The sequence below is a fragment of the Aquimarina sp. TRL1 genome, from assembly GCF_013365535.1.
In the GTDB taxonomy this organism is placed as follows: Bacteria; Bacteroidota; Bacteroidia; order Flavobacteriales; family Flavobacteriaceae; genus Aquimarina; species Aquimarina hainanensis.
The window spans coordinates 1,902,876-1,922,627 of sequence record NZ_CP053590.1 but is presented as its reverse complement, the minus strand read 5'-3'; the positions used below and the strand labels follow the sequence as shown (position 1 = coordinate 1,922,627).

At 36.3% G+C, this 19,752-nt stretch carries 18 protein-coding genes; 9 read left to right on the top strand and 9 right to left on the bottom strand.

Annotated elements, in window-relative coordinates:
* Positions 1-3 precede the first annotated feature (3 nt).
* The 6 genes from hemH to nadD all read left to right on the top strand — a co-directional run bounded on the left by hemH (position 4) and on the right by nadD (position 5,281).
* Complete coding sequence (hemH, locus tag HN014_RS07800) at positions 4-1,026, top strand: ferrochelatase (protein WP_176028322.1); 1,023 nt, start codon at positions 4-6, stop codon at positions 1,024-1,026.
* Positions 1,027-1,038: 12 nt separating this feature from the next.
* Positions 1,039-2,430: an MATE family efflux transporter gene (locus HN014_RS07795; protein WP_176028321.1), complete on the top strand. Its 1,392-nt coding sequence runs from the start codon at positions 1,039-1,041 to the stop codon at positions 2,428-2,430.
* 75 nt (positions 2,431-2,505) lie between these two features.
* Positions 2,506-3,057 (top strand): CopD family protein, encoded by a 552-nt coding sequence (locus HN014_RS07790; protein ID WP_176031060.1) that lies wholly within the window; start codon positions 2,506-2,508, stop codon positions 3,055-3,057.
* Positions 3,058-3,196: 139 nt separating this feature from the next.
* On the top strand, positions 3,197-4,054 hold the full coding sequence (locus tag HN014_RS07785) for a YicC/YloC family endoribonuclease (RefSeq protein WP_176028320.1): 858 nt from the start codon (positions 3,197-3,199) through the stop codon (positions 4,052-4,054).
* A 47-nt stretch (positions 4,055-4,101) separates the two neighbouring features.
* Positions 4,102-4,677: a guanylate kinase gene (gene gmk, locus HN014_RS07780; protein WP_176028319.1), complete on the top strand. Its 576-nt coding sequence runs from the start codon at positions 4,102-4,104 to the stop codon at positions 4,675-4,677.
* Between the two features lie 13 nt (positions 4,678-4,690).
* Positions 4,691-5,281, top strand: coding sequence for a nicotinate (nicotinamide) nucleotide adenylyltransferase (gene nadD, locus HN014_RS07775; protein ID WP_176028318.1), 591 nt, complete (start codon positions 4,691-4,693; stop codon positions 5,279-5,281).
* Between the two features lie 130 nt (positions 5,282-5,411).
* Here the strand turns inward: nadD and HN014_RS07770 are convergent, their stop codons facing one another.
* Together HN014_RS07770 and HN014_RS07765 are read right to left on the bottom strand one after the other, a co-directional pair.
* Positions 5,412-6,191 (bottom strand): enoyl-CoA hydratase/isomerase family protein, encoded by a 780-nt coding sequence (locus HN014_RS07770; protein ID WP_176028317.1) that lies wholly within the window; start codon positions 6,189-6,191, stop codon positions 5,412-5,414.
* A 204-nt stretch (positions 6,192-6,395) separates the two neighbouring features.
* Positions 6,396-7,808 carry a HAMP domain-containing sensor histidine kinase gene (locus tag HN014_RS07765; RefSeq protein WP_254884114.1) on the bottom strand — a complete coding sequence of 471 codons (1,413 nt, stop codon included), beginning with the start codon at positions 7,806-7,808 and terminating at the stop codon, positions 6,396-6,398.
* 152 nt (positions 7,809-7,960) lie between these two features.
* On the opposite strand from HN014_RS07765, the gene HN014_RS07760 reads away from it, so the two are divergent.
* Positions 7,961-9,652 carry an ABC transporter ATP-binding protein gene (locus HN014_RS07760; protein WP_176028315.1) on the top strand — a complete coding sequence of 564 codons (1,692 nt, stop codon included), beginning with the start codon at positions 7,961-7,963 and terminating at the stop codon, positions 9,650-9,652.
* A 489-nt stretch (positions 9,653-10,141) separates the two neighbouring features.
* Here HN014_RS07760 and HN014_RS07755 read toward each other — a convergent pair whose 3' ends face one another.
* The 7 genes from HN014_RS07755 to HN014_RS07725 form a co-directional block, all read right to left on the bottom strand.
* On the bottom strand, positions 10,142-10,798 hold the full coding sequence (locus tag HN014_RS07755) for a CoA transferase subunit B (RefSeq protein ID WP_176028314.1): 657 nt from the start codon (positions 10,796-10,798) through the stop codon (positions 10,142-10,144).
* A 65-nt stretch (positions 10,799-10,863) separates the two neighbouring features.
* Positions 10,864-11,505: a peroxiredoxin gene (locus HN014_RS07750; RefSeq protein WP_176028313.1), complete on the bottom strand. Its 642-nt coding sequence runs from the start codon at positions 11,503-11,505 to the stop codon at positions 10,864-10,866.
* A 61-nt stretch (positions 11,506-11,566) separates the two neighbouring features.
* Complete coding sequence (locus HN014_RS07745; protein WP_176028312.1) at positions 11,567-12,265, bottom strand: CoA transferase subunit A; 699 nt, start codon at positions 12,263-12,265, stop codon at positions 11,567-11,569.
* A gap of 90 nt (positions 12,266-12,355) precedes the next feature.
* On the bottom strand, positions 12,356-14,686 hold the full coding sequence (locus HN014_RS07740) for a penicillin-binding protein 1A (protein WP_176028311.1): 2,331 nt from the start codon (positions 14,684-14,686) through the stop codon (positions 12,356-12,358).
* A 4-nt stretch (positions 14,687-14,690) separates the two neighbouring features.
* Positions 14,691-15,185, bottom strand: a complete 495-nt coding sequence (locus tag HN014_RS07735) for a gliding motility lipoprotein GldH (RefSeq protein ID WP_176028310.1) — start codon at positions 15,183-15,185, stop codon at positions 14,691-14,693.
* Positions 15,172-16,473, bottom strand: a complete 1,302-nt coding sequence (locus HN014_RS07730; RefSeq protein ID WP_176028309.1) for a regulatory iron-sulfur-containing complex subunit RicT — start codon at positions 16,471-16,473, stop codon at positions 15,172-15,174. Before HN014_RS07730 ends, HN014_RS07735 begins: the two co-directional genes overlap by 14 nt.
* Positions 16,474-16,622: 149 nt before the next feature.
* Positions 16,623-17,654: a rhodanese-related sulfurtransferase gene (locus HN014_RS07725; RefSeq protein ID WP_176028308.1), complete on the bottom strand. Its 1,032-nt coding sequence runs from the start codon at positions 17,652-17,654 to the stop codon at positions 16,623-16,625.
* Between the two features lie 528 nt (positions 17,655-18,182).
* Here HN014_RS07725 and recA point away from each other — a divergent pair.
* Positions 18,183-19,196, top strand: a complete 1,014-nt coding sequence (recA, locus tag HN014_RS07720) for a recombinase RecA (protein ID WP_176028307.1) — start codon at positions 18,183-18,185, stop codon at positions 19,194-19,196.
* Positions 19,197-19,298: 102 nt separating this feature from the next.
* Entirely contained in the window at positions 19,299-19,748 is a 450-nt protein-coding gene (locus HN014_RS07715; RefSeq protein WP_176028306.1) for a hypothetical protein, read from the top strand.
* The last annotated feature ends 4 nt before the right edge of the window (positions 19,749-19,752 follow it).

Sequence of the window (19,752 nt, the reverse complement as noted above, 5' to 3'; positions counted from 1 at the left end):
AAGATGAGCAAAGGAGTTCTCCTTGTCAATCTGGGATCACCAGATAGTACAAACCCCAAAGATGTAAAAAAATACCTAGGCGAATTTTTAATGGACCCAAGAGTAATTGATGTCCCTTTATGGGCTCGTATTTTACTTGTCAAGGGGATTATTCTTAATACCCGTCCCAAAAAATCTGCAGCGGCTTATGAAAAAATATGGTGGGAAGAAGGTTCTCCCCTTATTGTGATTTCTGAAAGGCTGCAGCAGAAGGTCTCGGAAAAGACATCCATCCCTATCGGTTTAGCGATGCGATATGGATCAATGAATATCAAAAAAGGATTACAGGAACTACATGATCAGGGAGTCACTGATGTGCTTATCATTCCTCTATATCCTCAATTCGCAATGGCTACAACTGAGACTATTCTTGTCCTTGCAGAAGAAATCAGAGCTGCACATTTTCCCGATATGACACTTAGTGATCTTCCTGCTTTTTACAACAAGCCTGAGTATATTGAGGTTTTATCCAAGAGTATTGCAGAAAGCTTAAAAGACAAGAACTATGAGCATTTATTGTTTTCATATCACGGTGTTCCGGAAAGACATATCAGAAAAAGTGACATTACGAAATCTCATTGCAAAATAGACGGATCATGCTGTAATACTCCTTCTAAGGCACATCAATTTTGCTACCGTCATCAATGCCTGAAAACAACAGAAGAAGTTGCTAAAAAACTCAACTTAAAAGAAGGTTCTTATTCAACTTCTTTTCAATCTCGATTAGGGTTTGACCCCTGGTTACAGCCCTATACTGACAGAACCATCGAAAGAATGGGGAAAAGCGGTATTAAAAATATGGCGATTGTCACTCCTGCCTTCGTTTCTGACTGCTTAGAAACCTTAGAAGAAATTGCAATGGAGGGAGAAGAAATTTTTCACGAAGTAGGGGGAGACACCTTTACTACCGTACCTTGTCTTAATGACAATGAAGATTGGGCACAAATCGTATCCAACTGGGTAAATGAATGGTCTGATCAAAAATAACAAAAACGATATATGGCGAAAGCAACATCCGAAGAACTCGGAATTAAACCTATTGGTAAACTATTAATACAACAGGCTGTACCAGCTTCTATAGGAATTCTGGTTATGTCTCTTAATGTCTTAATAGACTCTATATTCGTCGGAAATTGGATTGGTCCTGTAGCAATTGCTGCTATAAATGTTGTTCTTCCAGTTTCTTTTTTTATTGCTGCTTTGGGAATGGCAATAGGTATTGGAGGGTCCAGTATCATCTCGCGTTCGCTTGGTGCAGGAGACAAAGAAACCGCACTAACTTCTTTTGGAAATCAAATAACACTTACTTTTTTATGCACGATCTCTCTGGTTCTTGTAGGCTTATACTACGCTGATAGTATCATTCCCCGATTCGGAGGAAAAGGAGACATCTTTGAGTATGCAAAAATATACTACATCATCGTGCTATATGGAGTTCCTATTCTAGGTTTTGCCATGATGGGCAATACGGTAGTAAGAGCAGAAGGGAAAGCTACTTTTGCCATGATTGCTATGATTATCCCTACCATAGGAAATCTTCTTATGGATTATATTTTCATATACCTTCTGGACATGGGGATGCATGGTGCTGCTTGGGCTACCACCCTCTCTTACACCTCTTGCTTTCTCACTATCTTATGGTTTTTCTTATCTAAAAACTCCGAATTAAAAATTCGACTCCGCCACTTAAAACTCAAAAGAAAAATCGTCCATGAAATTTCTTCTTTAGGAGGAGTTACCCTAGCAAGACAGGCCGTGGTAAGCATTACCTATCTTATCATGAATAATATCTTATTCAATCTAGGACAAGAAGCATTAATCGCTGTATATGCAATCATAGGGAGAATGTTAATGTTTGCCCTTTTTCCCGTTTTTGGAGTTACGCAAGGGTTTCTACCTATTGCAGGATATAATTATGGGGCCCAAAAATACGATCGTGTGCGTCAATCCATAAATACTGCTATAAAATATGCAGCTTTGGTAGCTACACTGGTTTTTATTGGTCTTATGATCTTTCCCGCAGAAATTGCTTCTTTATTCATTGGTAATGATCCGAATATGACAGCTAAGGAACTAGCTCTGAATCAATATGTTCTGGCACACGCTCCCAATTCCATGCGACTTGTTTTTCTGGCAACTCCGATTATTGCACTTCAGTTGATTGGCGCTGCCTATTTTCAGGCGATTGGCAAAGCAACCCCTGCCCTACTGCTCACCTTATCAAGACAAGGATTCTTTTTAATTCCTTTAATCCTCATATTACCTAATTATTATGGAGAACTTGGTGTATGGATGTCGTTCCCTATTGCCGATCTTTTATCTACTCTTCTTACCGGATATTACTTAAATAAAGAAATACGCAAAGAACTCATTCCTAAAACCACAAATTAAAAAAATCATTTAAAGATATAATTACCATATAAATCAATACCTTGCAAAAAACCTGTGACTTACACATTATCTTTTATGTTAGCATACTACCCTTATATTAAATCTCTTCATCTTATTTTTGTTATTACCTGGTTTGCCGGATTATTTTATATCCCTAGATTATTTGTGTATCAGATTGAAGCCTCCCAAAAACCCTCTCCTGAAAAAGAAATTTTGGGGGACCAACTCAAATTAATGGCGAAAAGGCTTTGGTTTATCATCACCTGGCCCTCAGCTATTTTAGCTACTTTGTTTGCAATTTGGCTACTAATTTTAATTCCGAATTATCTAGAACAACCCTGGATGCATGTCAAACTTACTTTTGTAATACTGCTATTCGCATATCATTTAAAATCTCATCAAATATTCAAGCAATTACAAAACGATATTGTCAAATGGACTTCGAACCAAATGCGATTATGGAATGAAGGTTCTACCATTATTTTATTTTCAGTTGTTTTTCTGGTGATTGTTAGAGATGCTATCAATTGGATCTATGGGGTTATCGGAATCATCCTGCTTTCCATACTGCTGATGCTGGGATTTAAGCTTTACAAAAAAATCAGAGAAAAAAACCCAAATACCTAAGAAAACCAAGTTGTTTGTTTAGCAATAAACAATGATACACTTTGATCCCTGTAACAACGTATAATCACTCTCCGTTACTTACACCTCAGTACTTTTCCGTATCTTCGTGTACTTTTTTAACGAGAATCGACAGAATGCTATGATTAAATCAATGACAGGCTTTGGGAAATCCGTCTTACAGCTTCCCACAAAGAAAATAACAATAGAAGTAAAATCTCTAAACAGTAAAAATCTAGATCTCAACGCGAGGATCCCTTCTCAGTACAGAGAGAAAGAATTAGAGATGAGAAATACTATTGCAAAAAAATTAGTCCGAGGCAAAATTGATTTTGGCTTATATGTAGAAGTCACCGGAGAACAAACATCTACCAAAGTGAATGAAGCAATCGTTAAAGAATACATCAAACAGCTTTCTAATATTCATGACGGGGAAGCCTTAGAGCTTATGAAAATGGCTGTTAGAATGCCTGATGCATTAAAAACCGAACGAGAAGAAATCAACGAAGAAGAGTTTAATGCAATCAAAGAATCCCTAAACACTGCCTTAATCGCAATAGAAAGCTATAGAGTTGATGAAGGGAGTGCTTTAGAAAAAGACTTTAACATCCGGATTAAAAATATCAATTCGTTATTGAAGCAAGTTATAGCAATCGATCCAGAACGGATTGAAGCAGTAAAAGAACGATTGCATAAAGCTGTCTCAGACCTGAAAGAAGATGTAGACGAAAACAGATTTGAACAAGAACTCATTTACTACCTGGAGAAATTCGATATTACAGAAGAAAAAGTCCGACTAGCTAATCACTTAGAGTACTTTGTCACCACACTGAACTCTAAAGATTCCAACGGAAAAAAACTCGGTTTTATCACTCAGGAAATCGGGAGAGAAATTAACACCATAGGAAGCAAGTCCAACTACGCTCCTATGCAACAATTAGTCGTTCAAATGAAAGACGAATTAGAAAAAATAAAAGAACAACTTCTCAATGTTTTATAAACCCTATAGAGAAGTTTTAACCAAATAAGAGATTAATAAAAAAAGACATGAAAGAAGGGAAACTAATTGTTCTATCTGCTCCTTCGGGAAGCGGAAAAACAACCTTAGTAAAATATCTACTTCATAAAGAAGAATTAAATTTAGGATTTTCTATCTCTGCTGCCTCCAGAGAACCTAGAGGAGGAGAAATTCACGGAAAAGACTATTATTTTTTATCCCTAAAAGAGTTTAAAGAAAAAATCAAAGCCGATGAATTTCTGGAGTGGGAAGAGGTATATCGCGATAATTTCTATGGGACTTTAAAAAAAGAAGTGCAACGTATCTGGGATAATGGAAAACATGTCATTTTTGATATTGATGTAGTAGGAGGACTGGATATCAAAAAGACTTATCCAGAAAGAACACTTGCCGTATTCATAAAGCCTCCTAGTATTGATGAGCTAAAAATCCGATTAAAGAAAAGAAAAACAGAATCTGAAGATAAAATTAATATGAGGGTTGCCAAAGCCTCTACCGAGCTGGCTACCGCTCCTCAATTTGATGCCATTGTAACCAATGACAATCTGGAAAATGCAAAACAAGAAGTATATCAGTTAACCAAAACATTTTTATCCGAAAAGTAGCGCTCTTTTAACCATGAACACCTCAAAAAAAATCGGTTTATACTTTGGAACATTCAATCCCATTCATATAGGGCACCTTATCTTAGCCAATCATATGGCTGAGCATTCAGATCTTACCGAAATATGGATGGTTGTCACTCCGCATAATCCTTTTAAGAAAAAGAAATCACTCCTTGATAATCATCACAGATATGAAATGGTTTACAGAGTAACAGAATCGTATCCTAAAATCAGACCAAGTGATATAGAATTCAAACTTCCACAACCTAATTACACATCTCATACTCTGGCATATCTAGAAGAAAAACACCCTTCATATCAATTTAACCTGATTATGGGAGAAGACAATCTAAAAAGTTTTCACAAATGGAAAAACTATGAAGCCATCCTCGAAAACTATCAAATATATGTCTACCCCAGAATCTCTGAAGGAAGTATTCCTGAAAACTTTATTGACCACCCACATATACATCGTATTGAAGCCCCTATTATGGAGATTTCCTCTACTGCTATTCGAAAAGGAATTAAAGAAGGAAAAAATGTAACCCCTCTCCTTCCAAAGGAAGTCTGGAAATACATTGACGAGATGAATTTTTATAAATAAACGACCTTCGAAACAAACCCGCGAGACATTCGCTGGAAACAAATTTTCAATTTCAAGGCGAGCCTTGGGGGATTACACCCTTTGGCAGTACCAATAAAAAAACCCTGATAAACAGGGTTTTTCCTTACTATTATTTACCAGGAAAATCTGGTTTTCTTTTTTCTAAAAAAGCAGTTGTTCCTTCTTTAAAATCTGCTGTTCCGAAACACACTCCAAATTCATGAATTTCAGTCTTAAATCCATTCACCCCATCTTCATAAGCCGCATTAATTGCCCTTATAGCACTACTAATGGCTACAGAAGAGTTTTTAGCTATTTTTCCTGCCAGTTTATACGTCATTGGCAATAATTCTTCCTGAGATGTAACATGGTTCACCAACCCATACGACAACGCCTGATTGGCATCAATCATCCCTGCTGTCATAATCAGTTCCATTGTTCTTCCTTTCCCAATCAATTGAGATAAGCGTTGTGTTCCTCCATATCCAGGAATAACCCCCAAAGAAACCTCTGGCAATCCCATTCTTGCATTATTACTCGCGACTCTGAAATGCGCTGCCATAGCTAATTCCAAACCTCCTCCTAAAGCAAAGCCATTAACCGCTGCAATTACAGGTGTTGAAAGGTTTGCTACAAAATCAAATAGTAACGCATGTCCTTTTTCTGCTAATTCTTCTCCTTGTGCGACAGAAAAATTCGCAAACTCACTAATATCAGCTCCCGCTACAAATGCTTTCTCTCCACTTCCTGTAACCACGATCACATGTACCGTTTTATCCTCATCTGCTTCTTTGAATGCCTGATGTAATTCCTGAATAGTTTCTTTATTAAGTGCATTTAGCTTAGAAGGTCTGTTAATTGTTATCGTAACAATCTCTTTTTCCTGAGATGTAATAATATTAGTATACATATATTTTGCTTTTTAATTCTTAGTAAACCACCCAGGTACAAACACCCAAGATATTATATTAGGGATCCGTTTAAATTTTGGAAACATCCGGAATAAACCACATTAAAATCAATACTACCAATAATCCTTTGCGAAAATATTATATTATTTTCATTAATAAAGCCTATCACACATTAATACCTGCTTTATTCTCATTAAAAGGTCTTATTTTTTAGGAAATCTTACAGTAAATATGGTTCCTTCACCTTCTTTGGTAACAAAAGTAATACTCCCTTTGTAGGTTTCGACAATATTCTTAACCATACCTAGTCCCAGCCCCATTCCACTACTTTTAGTGGTAAACTTCGGTTCGAATATTTTTCGTTCATATTCTTTCGAAATTCCAATTCCGTTATCAGATACACGTATCACAACTTCATTTGCTTCTATCAGTACCTGAACCGAAATTTTTGGTGTACTATCATCCGGTATTGCCTGAATTGCATTCTTAACCAAATTTGTAACCACTCGTATTAATTGAGTTCTATCAAAAATTGCAATAATTTCCTTTTCCTCGGGAATAAAAGCGATATAATCTTCATTAAAAATATCCAATGCCAGTCCGACAATCTCAACCACATCCAGGGTTTCATTTTTCTGAGCAGGCATTTGGGCAAAATTAGAAAAGGCCGAGGCTATCGAGCTCATGGTATCAATTTGCTGAATCAATGTATTACTATATTCATTAACCCTTTGATTTATATCCGGAGCTGAAGGATCAAATTTTCGTTGAAAACTCTGCACAGTAAGTCGCATAGGAGTGAGTGGGTTTTTTATTTCATGTGCTACCTGTTTTGCCATTTCTCTCCAGGCTGCTTCCCGTTCACTTTTAGCTAATTTTACGGCGCTTTCTTCCAGTTCATCGATCATACTATTATACGCGTTTATTAACGAGTAAATCTCATCATAGGTGTCCCATATTTCGATCCGTTTATTTTGCTTATCGAGTCGTGTCTGGTCGATCGTATCTGAAATAGTTTTAAGGGATCTCGTTATATATTTTGACAAAAAATAAGCCAAGGCAATTGCAATGACCAGCATCAACAGATAGACCCCTCCTAATCGCCTTAAAAACTCCAAAAGCTCTCTGGTAATAAGATCATCATCTTCTATATAGGGCAGATTTAAAATTGCCAGAGGTTTTGACCGCCAATCCGTGATATATGTATAAGACGATCTGGATTTTTCCCCATTTCTCTTTGATTTTATAAGATATCGTTTATCTGGCAGAAGCATCAGTGTATCCATAACAACTTTACTCAATTGGCTAATGGCATTATCATCACTAAATGCTCCTTCTGATTTGAGTAATAACTTCCCTGACAAGTCATAAATATTGATTGGCAGCGTATGCTCCTGAGAGATTTGATATATCCTATTATTTTCTCTAAATATCAACGGAATATTCTCTTCGCTAATCGGATAAGTTGTACTTCGCAACGCATTATCTATCGCTACTTTTATACGCTCTTCTTTTCGTTCCAATCGCTTTTTATGATAATCTTCTGCTTCTTCCTTATACTGATATATAGAAACCGTTACAATCAATATGGAAGCAATTAACACTAATAGTGTCATCGACACAAAAATTCGTGTTCGTAGTGAAAGTTTAAATAGCCTCATGGTATACTTTAAGGCATAAAGATAGCAAATATCAATCCAAAATAGTTTTCGCCAAACACTCCTAAATACAGAACTAATTCCCTAAATTTACCTTTGTTATTAACTTTATGGACAACACTACTTTACTTTCCGTACAAAACCTTTCCGTGTCTTTTTTTTCAGAGAAAAAATACAGAACCATTTTACATGATATCTCCTTTACCATTGGGACTAATGAAGTGTTAGGAGTTGTTGGAGAATCCGGAAGTGGAAAATCCGTAACCTCCCTCTCATTATTAGGTTTACTTCCCAAGAAAAAATCCCGGATTGATCATGGGAATATATACTTCAAAGGGAATTCAATTCTTCAACTTTCCGAATCAGAATTTCAAAGCATCAGAGGGAATCAGATTGCTATGATCTTTCAGGAACCTATGAGCTCTCTTAACCCTTCTATGAAATGTGGAGAGCAAGTACTGGAAGTTCTCAAGCAGCACAAAACCATTTCTTCTAAACAAGCAAAAGAAGAGATAATCACACTTTTTGACAAAGTAAAATTACCTGATACTGCGCATGCTTATAATGCCTATCCTCACCAATTAAGCGGAGGTCAAAAACAGCGAATTATGATTGCCATGGCAATTGCTTGCAAACCTGATCTCTTAATTGCTGATGAACCTACCACCGCATTAGATGTAACTGTGCAAAAAGAAATTATCCAACTCCTAAAAGACTTACAGAAAGAATATAAAATGAGTATTCTTTTTATTTCTCATGATCTTTCCTTAGTCTCTGAGATTGCAGACAATGTATTGGTTATGTACCAGGGAAAAACAGTTGAATATGGCCCTGCTTATTCCATTTTTAAGCATCCGCAGCAAGAGTATACAAAAGCACTTATAAGCGCTCGCCCATCCTTAGATGTTCGACTAAAAAAACTCCCTACAATAGAAAACTTTCTTTCAGGAAACACTTTTGAACAAAAAATTATTTCTTCTGAAGAAAGACATGCTTTTCATAAAAAGCTATACAGCAATTCTCCTCTTTTGGAGGTCATTAACCTGGAAAAGACTTATTTCTCTAAAACCGGCTGGTTTCAAAACACTTCTTTTAAAGCTGTTAATGATGTGAGTTTTAAACTCTACGAAGGAGAAACCTTAGGTCTTGTAGGAGAGTCAGGCTGTGGAAAATCAACACTGGGAAATACAATCTTACAGTTAGACAAAGCCACCAAGGGACAAGTTCTCTATAAAGGCAAGGATATAACACAGCTATCTCCCCGAGCAATTAGAACATTGCGAAAAGAAATCCAACTTATTTTTCAAGATCCATATGCATCACTAAACCCAAGGCTAACGATTGGGAATGCTATTATGGAGCCTATGAAGGCTCATAAATTATACAACAGCAAAAAAGAAAGAAAAGAAAAAGCACTGGAACTTTTACAACGTGTAGGTCTCTCCAGCGAACACTTTAATCGATATCCTCATGAGTTTAGCGGAGGACAACGTCAACGAATAGGAATTGCCAGAACTATCGCACTTCAACCTAAACTTATTATCTGCGACGAGTCTGTCAGTGCCTTGGACATCTCTGTACAGGCACAAGTACTTAATCTACTAAATGAATTAAAAGAAAAATTTAATTTTACCTATATTTTTATCTCACATGATCTCGCAGTAGTCAAGTACATGTCCGATCAACTACTGGTTATGAATGAGGGTAAAATAGAAGAAAAAGGAGATGCTGATGACATTTATACTTCCCCTAAAAAAGAATATACCAGACGGTTAATTAATGCCATCCCTAAAGGTCTCTAAATTTAGCCCTAAAAAAAACCTGTTAAATAGAAATTTAACAGGTTAGTTCATTGCTGATTTGGGATAATTGTAGCAACAATCTTTAATTTTTTTTTACATCAACAAAAATACTTTTTTAGCCAAGTACATACAATTAGAAATAAAGTCCATTGTAGGTTTTACTGATTTTTGAAGACGATTAAATTGCTTTTTCATAATTAAGTGCAATAATAAGGGGGGTTAAACTTAGTATTTAATATGTATGGGTGTTTTTATCTTGATTTTCAAATTTTTCGCATCCTAAGTTGCAAAAAAAATATTCAAAACACGTTAAAAAACACAAAAAATCGACAAAATACACATAATTTTAACATTTAAAATCAACACTTATGGTTTTACCGTTAAAGTATCACTTTAAGTATTCGTCAATTTAATTTTAATTGTAGTCTTTTATTTACATATTTACTAAATAAGCACTTTTACAGAAAACGTAATTTCCTTTTCTTTATTTTAATCAAGCTGCATTTCCGGAATTTCTCCTTCAATCACTAAATTTCCTTCTGTTGCGTTTTTGATTTCTTCCACACTAACTCCAGGAGCTCTTTCTAACAGCTTAAAACTCCCATTTTCTATTTCCAAAACAGCCAAATTAGTCACTACTTTTTTTACACAGCTCACTCCTGTCAATGGTAGAGAACACGCTTTTAGCAGTTTGGATTTCCCTGCTTTATTTGTGTGCATCATCGCTACAATGATATTTTCGGCACTTGCCACTAAGTCCATCGCTCCTCCCATTCCTTTCACCATTTTTCCGGGAATCTTCCAATTGGCGATATCTCCATTTTCAGCCACTTCCATTGCTCCTAAAATTGTAAGATCGACATGTTGCCCCCGAATCATTCCAAAACTTGTAGAGGAGTCAAAAAAAGACGCTCCTGGCAAGGTTGTAATTGTTTGCTTACCTGCATTAATAATATCAGCATCTTCTTCCCCCTCATACGGAAAGGGTCCCATCCCCAAAACTCCGTTTTCACTTTGAAATTCTACATTTATTCCTTCAGGAACATAATTAGCTACTAAAGTAGGAATTCCTATTCCCAGGTTAACGTAATACCCATCTTGCACTTCTTTTGCGATGCGTTTTGCTATTCCTATTTTGTCTAACATATCATTTGTTTTTAGGAGAATAAACGCCTCTTGTCTATCTAAAACAAGAGGCATATAAATTTTCTTTAGTTTAAATCAGGCTGAGGCGTATATCTCAAATAAGGTTTCACCTCTCTATGCCCTTTAGGAAATAATGCTGGTATTTCCTCATTAGAAACGGCCGGAGAGATAACACAATCTTCTCCGTGTTTCCAATTTGCAGGCGTAGCCAGCTTATGGTAGGCTGTCAATTGTAATGAATCTATAACACGTAATAGTTCATCAAAATTCCTACCAGTAGAAGCGGGATACACAATAATTAATTTGATTTTTTTATCTGCACCAATAACAAAAACAGAACGAACTGTCATTTTACTATCTGCATTGGGATGAATCATATCGTATAATTCTGATACTTTTCGTTCTTCATCTGCAATAATAGGAAAATCAACCGTTGTCTGTTGCGTCTCGTTAATATCCTTAATCCATCCGTGATGATCTTCCAGTCCATCTACACTCAGCGCAGCTACTTTTACATTTCTATCGCTAAATTCTTTTGCATATTTAGCCACTGTTCCTAATTCTGTTGTACAAACCGGGGTATAATCGGCAGGATGCGAAAACAAAACTCCCCAACTATCTCCTAGCCAGTTATGAAAATCGATTTCGCCTTGTGTTGTTTGAGCTACAAAATTGGGTGCTTCATCACCCAGTCTTAATGTTGCCATGATTTGTGAATTTTAAAATTTATAAAAAATGATAAAACACTGTCTGAAAATCAATATGGGATTATTTTTTTCGCACTGTACGCTGTTCTATTCTTTTCTCATACTTTTCTCCTTGAAAAATACGCTGTACAAAAATACCTGGGATATGAATATGATCAGGGTCTAATGTTCCAGCTGGCACCAGTTCTTCCACCTCTACCACTGTAATTTTAGCCGCTCCACACATACAAGGGTTAAAGTTTCTTGCTGTTCCTTTGAATATGAGATTTCCTGCTTCATCCCCCTTCCATGCTTTAATAAAGGCAAAATCTGCTTTGAAAGCATGTTCCAAAACATACATTTTCCCATCAAACTCTCTCGTTTCTTTTCCTTCGGCTACTTCTGTACCGTAACCTGCCGGAGTATAAATCGCAGGAAACCCTCCCTGAGCTGCGCGACAACGTTCTGCCAGTGTTCCCTGAGGGATTAACTCTACCTCCAGTTCTCCACTCAGCATCTGTCTTTCGAATTCATCATTCTCCCCCACATAAGAAGAAATCATCTTCTTTATTTGCCTCTCCTGAAGTAATAAACCTAATCCAAAATCATCAACCCCTGCATTATTAGAAATACAGGTTAATCCTTTTACATTTCGTTTTACTAATTCTGCTATTGCATTTTCCGGAATACCACATAAACCAAAACCTCCCAGCATTAAAGTCATATTATCTTCAATCCCAGCAACGGCTTCAGTAACCCCACTTACTGTTTTTCGAATCATAGTGTTCTAATTTTAGCACTCTAAAAGTACTAAAAATTACATCACTTTAGCCTTTACAGACCATATATCTCATCACAAAAAACACATCGATTAAAATCCAAACTCATCTCCGGAGTCATCATCCTTTTGGATACTCTTTCTAAACTCCTTACAATCAACCTCTATACTCAGATCCTTTGGTTTTGGAAATGCTTTTGTGGATACTTTTAATGATTCATCGGCATAACATTTTTTCATATACAATCCCCAAATAGGAAGCGCCATCGCTGCTCCCTGTCCAAATAAAGTACTTCTGAAGTGGGTTGCCCGATCATCTCCTCCAACCCAAACTCCTGTACATAGATTAGGTACCATTCCCATAAACCATCCATCACTTTGGTTTTGCGTAGTTCCTGTTTTTCCTGCTATCGGGTTTCTGAATTGATACGGATATCCTGTGATCACATTTTTGTAGTCATATCTGTTTGACGGTCCTGAACGAAGTCTCGCCCCTGATCCTGACTGAGTTACCCCCTCCATCAGGTTCACAGTTACATAAGCTGCATCTTTACTGATTACATCTTGCGTCTCGGGCACAAATTGATATAGAATAGTTCCGTTCTTGTCCTCAATACTAGTAATCATTACCGGTTTTGTATAAATCCCTTGATTAGCAAATGTACTATAAGCACCAACCATCTCTGATAATTTCAGATCTACAGATCCTAAACAAATAGAAGCTACTTCCTGAATTTCTGATTCCACTCCCATCTTCTGAGCTAATCGCACAATGGGTTCCGGACCAATTCGATCTAGTAAACGAGCTGATATTGTATTCACCGAGTTAGCAAGTGCAGCTTTTAAAGTCATATACCCTTCATACTTACCATCACTGTTTTTAGGAATCCAATCTTTACCCACAACCCCATGTGATCCGTCAGGAATCGTAATCTGCGATCTCGGCATGGTATCACAAGGAGAAAGCTTTAACTGATCTATTGCTGTAGCATACACAAAAGGCTTAAAAGTAGATCCTACCTGACGTGCTCCCTGATACACCTGATCATATTGAAAATGCTTGTAATCTACTCCTCCAACCCAGGCTTTTACCTGCCCTGTTTGCGGCTCCATAGACATCATTCCGGCTCTTAAGAAACCTTTATAATATCGAATCGAGTCTCTCGGTGTCATAATAGTATCAACCTCTCCCTTCCAGGAAAACACCTTCATTTTAGTCTTTTTATCAAAAGAAGCTTTTATTTCTTCCTCACTTTTTCCTTCGGCCAACATCGCTCTTCTTCTGGCAGAGTTTTTAATCGCACGGTTAATGATCCCGTCTATTTGTTCTGTTGTAAGATCTCTAAAAGGACTTGTTTTATTGCTTTTCTCCTGTTTATCAAACTCTTTTTGCAAATTAGACATATGCTCTTTTACAGCCTCTTCTGCATATTTCTGCATTCTGGAATCAATCGTTACATTAATTTTCAACCCATCCCTGTATATATCATATAGTATCGGACCATTTTCATCTTCTCCTTTTGGGTTATCTCGCACCCATTTCTTCATCCAGCTTCTTACAAATTCTCTAAAATAGGTTGCTAATCCATCGGAATGCCCTTCCGGGGCGTAATCTATCCCCAATGGTAATTGCTGTAAACTATCTTTTTCTGCTACATTTATGTATCCATATTTTTCCATTTGAGATAGCACTACATTTCTTCTTTTTGTTACCATTTCAGGTCTTCTCAAAGGGTTGTATAATGCGGAGTTTTTCAACATCCCCACAAGCATTGCAGCTTCTTCCTTTTTTAATTCCTTTGGACTCTTATTAAAATAAATTCTCGAGGCAGAACTAATACCAATTGCCTGATTCAGGAAATCATATTTATTCAGATACATCGTCATAATTTCATCCTTGGTATACTGACGCTCCAGTCTGGTAGCAATTACCCATTCTTTAATTTTCTGAGTATATCGTCTCCATCCTTTTGTTCTTGTTCCGTGAAAAAGCTGTTTCGCTAATTGTTGTGTAATTGTACTTGCTCCTCCATTCTTTCCTAAATACACAATTGCCCTTAGCGTACCTCTGGCATCAATCCCCGAATGCTCATAATATCGTGCATCTTCTGTAGCAACTAAAGCTTCTGTAAGATGTGTTGGCAAATCTTTAAACTCTATAGGAGTTCTGTTTTCTTCAAAAAAAGTTCCTATCTGAACGCCATCAGAAGAAATGATCTGCGTTGCCAAATCATTTTTAGGATTTTCTAATTCCTCAAATCTCGGCATATCTCCAAAAGCTCCCCAACTTGCTAAAAGAAATAATAAAATCACCGAACTAATCCCCAGAATAAAAACAATCCAGAACCACTTAATATATTTAATAGTACCGGTACTGGAAGGTTTTGCCACTTTTTTTGTTGATTTGGGTGGTGTTTTTGACATATAATTAATGGTTTATTGCGAATTCTATTCTAAATCCTACTTCTGTTATTCCCAGTAGTTCATCAACCCCATACACCTCTCCGTTTTTTCTCATAGCATGTTGTATTGAGATTTCATAGTCTCCATCCTCCAGAAATTTAACCTGCTCTTTATACCAGAGCTTACTTTCTTTAAGATCTGAGAAGCCTGTTCCCAACCAATTACCATTTGGAGCCGCCATCTGATATTCTAGTGTATCCTTAATAATTTTTCCATTTGGAAATTTCATTTCACTAATCAAAAACAGATTGCTGTATTCGTAGTCATCATTATTACGGATATTTATAAATAAATTATAGGGTTGTAATGAATCTAGTTTTGGGATAACAAATGTAAGTGTTTTATCTTTTTTCCAAACGCTAGCAGGCAGTGTTTGATATTCATCAAACACTCTGTTATTGTCACATGAAACTACACTTATAAAAACAATGGCTAAGATAAACAGCTTACACTTTATCATTATTTCTTTTCTGCGGTTTTCGTTTCTTATTGCGTTGTTGGTTATTCGTTTTTTTAGCAGCTTTATTGTCTACTTTCTTTTTGGAAGCAACATTTCCTTTCGTATTCTTTTTCTTTTCCTGCGTTTTCTTTTCCTGAGCTTTTTTTTGCACAGGCTTTCTTTTATTTTTTGACCGGTTTTTTCTTCTTGTCCGTTTTGGCTGATCAAATCTGGTCAAACTATCTTGTCCTACAACGTTTTCAAAGTCAACTTTAGTATCCTCTAACAAATCAGAAGCATACTCTTCCAGACTTGCTACTTTTTCCTTATTATTATTTGCCTGAACAATTTCATTTGCATCTTCTGCGGAGATTTTATGCCAATTCATCCACTCCCCTTCGTACGCATACCACAAATATCCTTTAAAAACATCAATTTTCTGGCATACTGCCACTCCTTTTTCTGTTTGTAATTTTGTTTCTGTTCTAGGAAAATCTTTCAGGGCATCAATATACGCATCTAATTCGTAATTAAGGCAGCATTTTAGTTTCCCGCATTGCCCTGCCAACTTTTGAGGATTGAGTGATAATTGCTGATATCGCGCTGCACTGGTATTAACAGACCTAAAATCTGTAAGCCAAGTAGAACAACATAGTTCTCTACCACAAGAACCAACACCTCCGAGTCTCGCAGCTTCCTGTCTAAACCCAATTTGACGCATTTCAATTCGGATATTAAACTCGTGTGCAAACTCTTTAATCAATTGCCTAAAATCAACTCTTTCTTCTGCCGTATAATAAAAGGTAGCTTTGGATCCATCTCCCTGAAATTCAATGTCAGAGATTTTCATTTGCAATTGAAGGCGGATAGCGATCTCTCTGGATTTGACTTTCATAGCCTCTTCCCTGGCTCGCACTTTCTGCCATATATCTATATCTTTTTGAGAAGCTTTTCTATATATTTTTTTTACCTCTTCGCTTCCTACCTGAACTTTCTTTTTTTTCATCTGGATTTTCACCAGTTCACCAACAAGGGATACAACACCGACATCATGTCCCGGAGAAGCCTCCGTAGCAACAATATCGCCAATGCTTAAAGAAAGGTTATCTATATTTTTATAAAATCCCTTTCTTCCATTTTTAAAACGTATTTCGACACAGTTAAACAGCTCCATACCATTCGGTAACGCCATATTTGACAGCCAGTCAAAAACTGTTAGTTTATTACATCCATCGGTACCACAGGTACCATTATTATTACACCCTCTTGGTTGTCCGTCATTTTTAGAGGAACAACTACTACAGCCCATAATCTCTTTCTATATTGCTATTTGCCAATGATTTCTCATTGCAAAAACGGTTCTTAATTTGATCTGAAATTTTATTTTTCTCTTACAATCTTTACTGATAAAGATACAAGAATTATTTTACGAACCACAGTCTTCAAAATATTTTAGCATCACTGCTTATACTTCAACACTTCTGAACGTCCTTTTTTAAATATTTTATTACTATTCATCTTTCCTTTCCTAAGAGCTTTTTGCTCTTCGTAAGGAAGACTATTGATTTCTTTGCACTCATTAGAGCAACAACTGTCCATTGCTTTTGCACAATCTTCACACTGAATAAACAATAAGTGACAGGCTTCATTAGCACAATTCACATGCGTGTCGCAAGGTTTTCCACATTGGTGACAATTAGAAATAACATCATCAGAAATGGGTTCTGCTCTTCTATGATCAAAGACAAAGTTCTTTCCCAAAAACTTGTTTTCCAACCCTTCTTCTTCTACTTGTCTCGCATATTCTATAATCCCTCCTTCTAACTGAAAAACTTTTTTAAATCCTTTGTGCTTGTAATACGCACTGGCTTTCTCGCATCGAATTCCTCCGGTACAATACATAACCAGGTTTTTGTCTTCTTTATGTTCTTTAAGATCTTCTTCTATAATATCCAGAGAATCTCTAAAAGTATCTACATCCGGGGTAATCGCTCCTTTGAAATGCCCAATCTCACTTTCGTAATGATTTCTCATATCTACCAGAACGGTATCCTCTCTGCTTATTAGCTCATTAAACTCTTTTGCTCCGACATGTACTCCTTTGTTTGTTACATCAAAAGTATGATCATTCAATCCATCAGCCAGAATTTTTTTCCGGACTTTCACTTTTAATTTTAGAAAGGATTTCATATCCTGTTCTCTAGCAATATTAAGACGGACATCTTTCAGAAAAGAAACACTATCCAAATGTGCTTTGAACTTTAAAAAATTAGGAGCAGGCACAGATAACTGTGCATTAATTCCTTCATAAGCGACATATATTCTACCTAATACATCCAGGTCATCCCAAGCAATATAAAGATGGTTTCTAAAAATTTCAGGATTTCCAATCTGCGCGTATTGATAAAAAGACAACGTCAAGCGTTCTGTTCCAGCTTCGTCTATAATGGCTGCTCTCTCTTTAGCGCTTAATTTATTGTACAGTTGCATGCTATACTATTATTTTAAGTTTTTAAAGAAAATATTTTTGCAAAAATACAAATACTAACTGTATAAATGCCAGAAATACTACTTTCTTACAAACCTCTACCTGTAATATAGATTTATTTAAAATAAGAGAGAGGGTGTTTTCTATAAAAAAAGCGTTCTATGTGATCACATAGAACGCTTTTTTTGGCTAATTCGTTAATTTAATTTTTCTTACGATAAAATATTAAACTAACGAAGCTAGCCTCCTTCAACTATACAATAACTGACAGCCGTGATGACAGATTCTCCTACATGTTGCTTTGCAACTGTTTTAACAAACTTCATAATGCGCTATCAAGGAATTGTAATTTGTTCAAAATTGCTTTTATACCCATAAGATGCGACTCTACTTAATTGGTTGCGTACAAAGAATAAAAATATTTTTTCTTTGAATTGTTGATAAATTCAGACATATCCTTTGAATGAAAAAATTGGGATACAAAAAACTTGTAGTATTTTAGCCAACATCAATTCAAAAGAAGCAAACGCATGAGCACTGAAAAAGAAAAAGAATCGAAATTAAAGGCATTAAAACTAACACTGGATAAGTTAGACAAAGCCTATGGAAAGGGAACTGTAATGAAGATGGGAGACAGTGCCATCCAGGAAGTTGAAACAATATCTACTGGTTCTCTGGGCTTAGACTTAGCCTTAGGTGTCGGAGGATATCCAAGAGGAAGAGTGATTGAGATTTTCGGACCTGAATCTTCAGGTAAAACAACCTTAACTCTTCATGCAATTGCACAGGCTCAACAAGCCGGGGGAATTGCTGCTTTTATTGATGCGGAGCATGCTTTTGACCGTTTTTATGCAGAGAAGCTCGGAGTTGATATCGATAATTTAATCATTTCTCAACCCGATCACGGAGAGCAGGCACTCGAAATCGCAGATAACCTGATACGTTCTGGAGCAATTGATATTATTGTAGTGGATTCTGTAGCTGCGCTTACTCCCAAAAGCGAAATTGAAGGAGAAATGGGAGATTCTAAAATGGGGCTTCATGCCCGATTAATGTCTCAGGCATTAAGGAAATTAACCAGTTCTATCAGTAAGACGAATTGTACTGTAATTTTCATTAACCAGCTTCGTGAAAAAATTGGAGTTATGTTTGGAAATCCGGAAACAACCACCGGAGGAAACGCACTAAAGTTTTATGCTTCTGTTCGTCTGGATATTAGGAGGTCTACTCAGATAAAAGATAGTAATAGCGAAGTCATCGGTAATAAAACAAGAGTTAAAATTGTAAAGAATAAAGTAGCCCCTCCTTTCAGAACTGCAGAATTCGATATTATGTATGGAGAAGGAATCTCTAAAAACGGAGAAATTATCGATATAGGAGTGGATTATGAAATCGTAAAAAAGAGTGGATCCTGGTTTAGCTACCAAGACACTAAACTTGGTCAGGGTCGGGATGCCGTAAAATCATTACTAAATGACAACCCCGAATTAATGGAAGAGCTCGAAGAAAAAATCAAAGAAGCAATCACAATCGCAAAAGGCTAATTTCTTTTTTCTTAAAATACTAAAAACCCGAAGATTCGGGTTTTTTTTGTACTTTATACGCAACCCATTTTGCTTACTTCCATCTAATGAAAAAAACATGCAATGAAGAAAAAAAGTTTTATGAGAAAGGTAAGCATATTGTTAATAATACTCACTGTGAGTATATTTTTAGGTTGTGTAGAAGACGATGATAACATTAGTTTTTTCTACGAATTAGTTCCTGTTGAATCTGTAGATATCCCGGAAGCGTTTGTAACAGGAAAAACATACAAAATAAAAACATCCTTCTTTCGTCCTACCACATGTCATACATTTAGTGGATATGATTATAGAAGATCTGAGAACAAAAGAACGGTATCTATTGTCAATATTGTTTTTAACGAAAGAGCATGTGACACACTTCCTAAGAAAGACACCACAACGGTTTCTTTTGACTTCATTGCCGGAAGAGAAAAATCATACATATTCGAATTCTGGCAAGGAGAAGATGCTGCAGGAAAAAATCAGTTTTTGACAGTCGAGGTTCCTGTCGTACAAGAAGAACCTAATTAAAAAA